The sequence below is a fragment of the uncultured Chryseobacterium sp. genome (assembly GCF_913776365.1).
Taxonomy (GTDB): Bacteria; Bacteroidota; Bacteroidia; order Flavobacteriales; family Weeksellaceae; genus Chryseobacterium.
Genome location: NZ_CAJYMO010000021.1, coordinates 1 through 6069 on the forward strand (window position 1 = coordinate 1; position 6069 = coordinate 6069).

At 43.1% G+C, this 6069-nt stretch carries 7 protein-coding genes; 4 read left to right on the plus strand and 3 right to left on the minus strand.

Translation table 11 applies throughout. The annotated features are described in order from the left end of the window. On the plus strand, positions 1–682 hold a 682-nt coding region (locus QZ735_RS01055), incomplete at its 5' end, for a methylated-DNA--[protein]-cysteine S-methyltransferase (protein WP_294243375.1). A gap of 605 nt (positions 683–1287) precedes the next feature. On the opposite strand, the gene QZ735_RS01060 is transcribed toward QZ735_RS01055, so the two are convergent. Further along, positions 1288–1779 (minus strand): hypothetical protein, encoded by a 492-nt coding sequence (locus QZ735_RS01060; RefSeq protein ID WP_294243377.1) that lies wholly within the window; start codon positions 1777–1779, stop codon positions 1288–1290. Positions 1780–1797: 18 nt separating this feature from the next. Then, positions 1798–2403, minus strand: coding sequence for a hypothetical protein (locus QZ735_RS01065; RefSeq protein WP_294243380.1), 606 nt, complete (start codon positions 2401–2403; stop codon positions 1798–1800). A 201-nt stretch (positions 2404–2604) separates the two neighbouring features. Here QZ735_RS01065 and recR point away from each other — a divergent pair, with 201 nt between their 5' ends. Genes recR through QZ735_RS01080 form a run of 3 tightly spaced genes read left to right on the plus strand, consistent with a single transcriptional unit; the run spans position 2605 to position 4892 of the window. Then, positions 2605–3219 (plus strand): recombination mediator RecR, encoded by a 615-nt coding sequence (gene recR / locus QZ735_RS01070; protein ID WP_294243382.1) that lies wholly within the window; start codon positions 2605–2607, stop codon positions 3217–3219. A 3-nt stretch (positions 3220–3222) separates the two neighbouring features. Next, positions 3223–4065 (plus strand): glycosyltransferase family 2 protein, encoded by an 843-nt coding sequence (locus tag QZ735_RS01075; RefSeq protein WP_294243384.1) that lies wholly within the window; start codon positions 3223–3225, stop codon positions 4063–4065. Beyond that, positions 4062–4892 (plus strand): glycosyltransferase family 2 protein, encoded by an 831-nt coding sequence (locus QZ735_RS01080; protein ID WP_294243385.1) that lies wholly within the window; start codon positions 4062–4064, stop codon positions 4890–4892. The genes QZ735_RS01075 and QZ735_RS01080 overlap by 4 nt, the downstream gene beginning before the upstream one ends. 607 nt (positions 4893–5499) lie before the next feature. Here the strand turns inward: QZ735_RS01080 and secG are convergent. Continuing rightward, the gene (secG, locus tag QZ735_RS01085) at positions 5500–5856 is read right to left on the minus strand and encodes a preprotein translocase subunit SecG (protein ID WP_294243387.1); all 357 of its coding nucleotides are present in this window, start codon (positions 5854–5856) and stop codon (positions 5500–5502) included. Positions 5857–6069: the final 213 nt, after the last annotated feature.

Consider the following 6069-nt stretch of genomic DNA (forward strand, 5'->3'; position numbering starts at 1 on the left):
GCTTAAAGAAAAGCAGGCCACATTGTTCGATGCAGCTTATGAAACCGGACTTTCAAGCACCAGCAGGCTGCACGACCTGTTTGTAAAGATCGAAGGCATGTCGCCGGCAGATTATAAAAACGGAGGAAGGAACCTCAGGATCAACTACAGTTTTTCCGGAAGCCCTTTCGGCATGGTGATGGCTGCATCTACTGCAAAAGGGGTCTGCTTTATGGCTTTTGAGGAAAATAAAGAAACGGCATTGGGAAATTTACAGGTTACATTTCCCAATGCCTCTTTTTTTGAAGCCCGGGACGAACATCAGGACAATGCTTTATCGATTTTCAGCACAGACTGGAAACATCTGAAGACCGTTAAGCTTCATCTGAAAGGAACGGATTTCCAGCTTAAGGTCTGGGAAAGCCTGCTTACAATTCCCATGGGAGAAGTTTCCACATATGGCAGGGTGGCCGGGGCTGCCGGTCATTCCAAAGCTTCCCGGGCTGTCGGGACAGCCATCGGCAGCAATCCTGTAGCCTTTCTGATTCCGTGCCATCGGGTCATCCGGTCTTCGGGAACGATCGGGGGATACCGTTGGGGAAGCATCCGGAAACAGCTGATGCTGGGTTGGGAAAGTTCACGGATAGAATCAGAAATGGCAGCAGGTAAAAAAAACTTTTCAGATGAGCGCCCTGAATTCTGAATCGGATTCCTTACACCAGAAGATGGCTTATTATGATAAATCCTGATTATTTTTAAAGTAAACCAGTACTCAATATCCCTTAAAAAACCGGAAGAAGGCGCCGGATAGAATAAGATTTCTTTTGTGAGACAGGATCAGAAAGAAAGAATAATCAAACAAAATCTTTTGTCATTCTTTCAGAAGTTATTCTGTTTGAATCCAGACCAGACAGCCTTAATTTTACCTTTGATTAAATAAACGGCTGAATATAATCTGAATACGGTTTAATTTGCATTGTCTAAAGTCCTGAAGGGACGGCTTTCTGCAGGATAGGATAAAATCTCATCCGGAATGGTATAATTATCACTAAACCAGGAATAAGCAGGATGCCGGAAATTCCTTTATCAAAAAATAGGATCAGAAAGAAAAATAATCAAACAAAATCTCTCCTTGAATCTGAGAATTTTGATGAGAACCAAACCGGCCTGATTGTTTTAGTCTCATTCAGGAGTATATTCCTGAACACTTTATTTTCAAAAAATACCAATTGTAAACCCTTTCATTAAAAAAAGCTGCATTGACGTTTTTTTAAACAACAATGCAGCCTGTTTATCCGGACAAAGTTTCTAGCAGCCGCATTCCCCGTAAATAGGGAACGTTACGGAAGTTCCGTCGGCTTTTTCGATCTTTAAAGATCCCTCAAACAGCAATGCTTCTTCTCCTTTTATCTTTTTTCCTTTTACCGAAATTTTATAGGTTTCATTTTCAATTTCCTTGGTCAGTTCTTCATCCACTTCCATATCGCTTGAGGAAATCAGGTTCAGGGCCAGCCTTTTCCCGTCCAGCTTCAGGTAGGCGGTTTTTCCGGCATCGTCGGCATAAATGTATTTCTCAGCTTCAAAATCGGCCTTGTTTTTCGCAAAATAGCAGGAACATTCCTTGATCTCTGCAGGAAAAGGAAAGGTTTCCACGGAAATGCTACCGTTGGAAGCTGCTGGTGGTAAAGAATCCCGGACAACTTTCACGGAATCTGCAGAAATTTTATTCGTGCCGGTCTGCTGTTCTTTTTTGCAGGCGGTCAGCATCAGAGCTGAAGCAAAAACAATCATGTATTTCATATCAGTGGTTTTTATCGGTTATCCTCTTGCTCTTTCCAGCAGCACCATCATCAGGAGGGAAAGAATAACAAGGCTTTCGTCTTCATCATCAATATCGATCATCCGGTCCAGCTGGAATCTCCTGCCGAAGAACGAAGGCATTTTTTTAAGTCTGAAATATTCTTTTCCGTCTGTTCCGGTTACGGTATATGAAGGATTCAGGAAGTATCCCGTAAACAATCCGATCACCGGGATTTCGCCTACCATGCCGTCGAAGAATTTTACCCAGGCATTGTCTTCCTGTATCCTGAATTTGGCCTGGTCGTTCATATCCAGCACATCGTAGCTCGATTTCCATAGTGAACGCATGCCTTTCCTGGCCAGCCTGCCGAAACTTTTTCCGGTAGCGATTTCATTCATGGAGTAGGAAGCATTGAAATCAATCCATTGATTGGCACGGATCCGGAAAAGCTCCTTTGATTTGCTTTCGTCGTTGAATACGATCACGTCTTCCTTCAGCTTAAACATTTTCTGACGGACATACGCTACATAATTGCCATTTCTGTCCGTGATGTTGAAGTCGCTGGCCAGCGTGGTGATCTTGAATTTAAAATCCAGGGGATAATTCAGGTGGTTAAGTACCATAAAGTCTAGTTTTTCAAGTTAATATTCTGAACCCAAAGATAACGGTTTTTCCGCTGAATGATGAACCCGGAATAGCCGATATTGAGATTATGGCGGTTAAAAAAATGTTAAATCGGAAGACGGCCCTGCACGCCATCCTGGCTGGCGAAAATTGCGGGCCGGGTATTCACAGTTTACAAGTTTAATGCTTATTTTTGTGTTATGGATTACCCAAGTAAAGTATTGGCAAAGGCAGTGGATGAAATTTCGGGATTGCCCGGTATCGGCAGGAAAACCGCCTTGCGCCTCGCATTACATTTATTGAAACAGCCTAATTCCCGAGCGATGGGCCTTGGAAACGCACTCATCAGCCTGGTGAATGATATCAAGTATTGTAAAGAATGTCATAATTTTTCTGATTTTGAGATCTGTGAGATCTGCAGCAATGACAAAAGAAGCGATGAGCTCATCTGTATCGTAGAAGATGTACGTGACGTCATCGCTATTGAAAACACGGGGAAATATACCGGCAAATACCTGATTCTGGGCGGGAAAATATCCCCGATGGAAGGTGTAGGACCCAATCAGCTGAATATTCCGAGTATTGAGAAAAAGCTGAAGGACGGGCAGGTAAAGGAATTTATCTTTGCCCTGAGTGCCACGATGGAAGGAGATACTACCGCTTATTATATTTATAAGAAGTTTAAGAACGCCGGTGTCAATTTCTCCAGTATTGCCAGGGGAATCTCAGTAGGGGATGAGCTGGAATATGCTGATGAGATCTCATTGGGAAGGTCTATTACCAACAGGCTGCCGTATAACGAAGCAAGTTCCTGATCCATGCACAGCGATCCTATAGTCTCTGTTATCATACCGGTATATAATGCTGAAAATACCATAGAACGTGCCTTGCATTCTATTGCAGTGCAGACGGTAGGAGCGGAGGTATTCGAAATTATAATCATCAATGATGGTTCTACCGACAGGACCAGGCCGCTGATTGAAGAATATATCCTGAAAAATCCCGGGATGGACATCCTGCTGATTAATCAGCCGAATGGTGGAGTGTCCAAAGCCAGGAATGCAGGGCTGAAAATCGCAAAAGGAGATTACATCGCCCTTCTGGATGCCGACGATGAGTGGCTTCCCTGCAAAACGGAGAAACAGCTTGCCCTGCTTGAAGATAAAACCCTCCGGATCGATTTCCTGGCCACCCGGAGAAACAGCCAGCAGATCCTGTTGCCTTACCGGGTAGAAAATCACCTGGCGGAAATTACATTCAGGAAGCTTCTTCTGCGGAACGAAGCCCAGCCATCCACAGTAATGTTCAAAAGAAAAATCCTCAGCAACACAGGGTATTTTAACGATGACCAACGATATGCTGAAGATCTGAACTACTGGATGAGAATTGCTGAAAACAATACCATGTACATTCTGGATGAAAGTCTGCTGATTGCCGGCGGGGGGAAAAGAACGTTCGGGGTATCCGGCCTTTCGGCAAATCTTTCCCTTATGGAAAAAGGATTCCAGCGAAACCTGAAGGAAATGCGCGGCATGAAAAAAATAAGCAGTGCCGAATATCGTTTTCTTGCGCTTTTTTATAAAGCAAAATACTTACTTTTGCTGACCAGAACTTTTTACTTCAACTTAAAAAACAAAAACCGTCAGAAAACTGCCTCATGAAGTTGTCCATCATCATCGTTAACTATAATGTCACCCGCCTGCTCAGGGAATGCCTTTTTTCTATCAGGACTTATGTGACGGAAGTTGACCATGAGGTTATAGTGATTGATAATGATTCTACCGACTCTTCATGGAAAGACCTCATTCCTGAATTTCCTGAGGTCCGGTTTATTTCATCCGGAACCAACTCCGGTTTTGCAAAGGCCAATAACAAAGCGATACAATCTGCAACCGGTGAATACCTCCTGCTGCTGAATCCGGATACGCAGCTGGAAGGATTTTACATGAAAGACATTTTGCAATTTGCCGACAGCCAGCCTTGCTTTGGAAGCCTGGGTGTCAGGATGCATGATGCAGACGGAAAGTTTCTTCCGGAAAGCAAACGGTCGGTACCGGATATGTTTAATTCCTTCGGAAAGCTGTTTGTGAGTTTCAGAAAAGATAATCCTAAATCTTATTACCGGAATGATATAGAGGAAACAGCCGTTGAAAGGGTAGACGTGATAACGGGAGCTTTCTTTCTGGTCAGAAAGGATGTTTACCTGGAAGTAGGCGGGCTGGATGAATCCTATTTCATGTATGGTGAAGACATTGATCTCTGCTATACCCTGCTGAAGAACGGATTTGTGAATTTTTATTACGGAAAAGCTGCCATTCTCCATCATAAAGGCGAAAGTACGGTAAAGGATCAAGTGTACCTGCAAAGATTTTACGGAGCCATGCAGATCTTTATTACCAAATATTACCGCAAAAAACATCCGCTGCTTTTCTGGATCCTGAAAGCCGGGCTGCGGCTGAAGTTCATCATGGAAAAATCAAAATTATAAAGTCAGGAAATAAGCATGGATCAGTTTCAAAAGTTGTGGGAAACTCTGTTGCATTGATTTTTTCAGGATATCCCTGCACATGAACTTCCAGACTTATTTCTTCCTGCATATCCGGTTTCCTGTTGTATTCTTACTCGCTTTGGATATAAAGGCAAAGTGCTTCACCTTTTGTTAATGAAATGTGCTGATTATCAAATGTATTTTTTCCTACGGTTATACAGGGAAAGGGATTTGATAAGTTCAGTTTAGATTTCAGCCAACAGGTTAAAATACACATCTGTTGTCAAGCGGCCAGCTTGAGATAACCTCCGTGAAAAGATTAAATTACTACCAAGTTAGTCTGTTTGTATCCGTCCTGTTACTGCACCGGTACTGCTGCCATGCAACAGATCAGCAATCAGCAGAGAGAGCCGCTACAAAGCAGTGAATCGATTACCTGGCCATTATGATTAAACTATGCGATCTCATCTTTATCCGTGAAATCAGCCCGCTTTACTCAGTCCTTTCCGGGGGATCTGTTTTTTTGACAGTATTTAGGCTTTGCGTCTCATCCATAAAAAAAGCAACTCATGCGAGTTGCTTCTGTATATAAAAAGGTAAGTTTTACTTATTTTGCCGGAGCCGGAGTCTGAACCGGAGCAGTTGTTGTAGTAGCCGCTGCCGGAGCAGAAGACTGTTTTGCCGGAGCTTCTTTCTGGGCGGGAACCGGAACCGGTGCTGCTGCAGAAGGCTTTCCTGTAATCACTACGCTTAAAAGGATAAGAACAATAATGGTTGCTCCTAACGTCCAGGTGGCTTTCTCCATGAAATCGTTGGTACGCTGTACACCGAACTGAGCGGAAGATGCTCCACCGAATGTGCTGGAAAGGCCTCCTCCCTTAGGATTTTGAGCCATAACAACGATAACCAGTAAGATGCTGGCGATCATAATAAGAACCATCAAGAGTATAAATATAGTATCCATTAATTTGATTTCTTTTTTGAATGGCCAAATTTAATGTTTTTTTACGGAACGGCAAAAAAAGATCCCTGTAAATACCAACAAAAATAAAATCAGCAGCCAGGATATGGCTGCTGATTTTTATGGAGTACGGAATCCTTTTATTTAAAATCGGAATCTTTTGCCTGGTTGATATCGTAGGATTTCACGGTCATCGTCATGTCCATTCCCATCTGG

Bases quoted from the DNA above. Each gene is read 5' to 3' on its own strand.
- QZ735_RS01080 (WP_294243385.1), top strand. From the start codon at position 4,062: ATGAAGTTGTCCATCATCATCGTTAACTATAATGTCACCCGCCTGCTC.
- QZ735_RS01065 (WP_294243380.1), bottom strand. From the start codon at position 2,403: ATGGTACTTAACCACCTGAATTATCCCCTGGATTTTAAATTCAAGATC.
- QZ735_RS01060 (WP_294243377.1), bottom strand. From the start codon at position 1,779: ATGAAATACATGATTGTTTTTGCTTCAGCTCTGATGCTGACCGCCTGC.
- QZ735_RS01075 (WP_294243384.1), top strand. From the start codon at position 3,223: ATGCACAGCGATCCTATAGTCTCTGTTATCATACCGGTATATAATGCT.
- secG (WP_294243387.1), bottom strand. From the start codon at position 5,856: ATGGATACTATATTTATACTCTTGATGGTTCTTATTATGATCGCCAGC.
- recR (WP_294243382.1), top strand. From the start codon at position 2,605: ATGGATTACCCAAGTAAAGTATTGGCAAAGGCAGTGGATGAAATTTCG.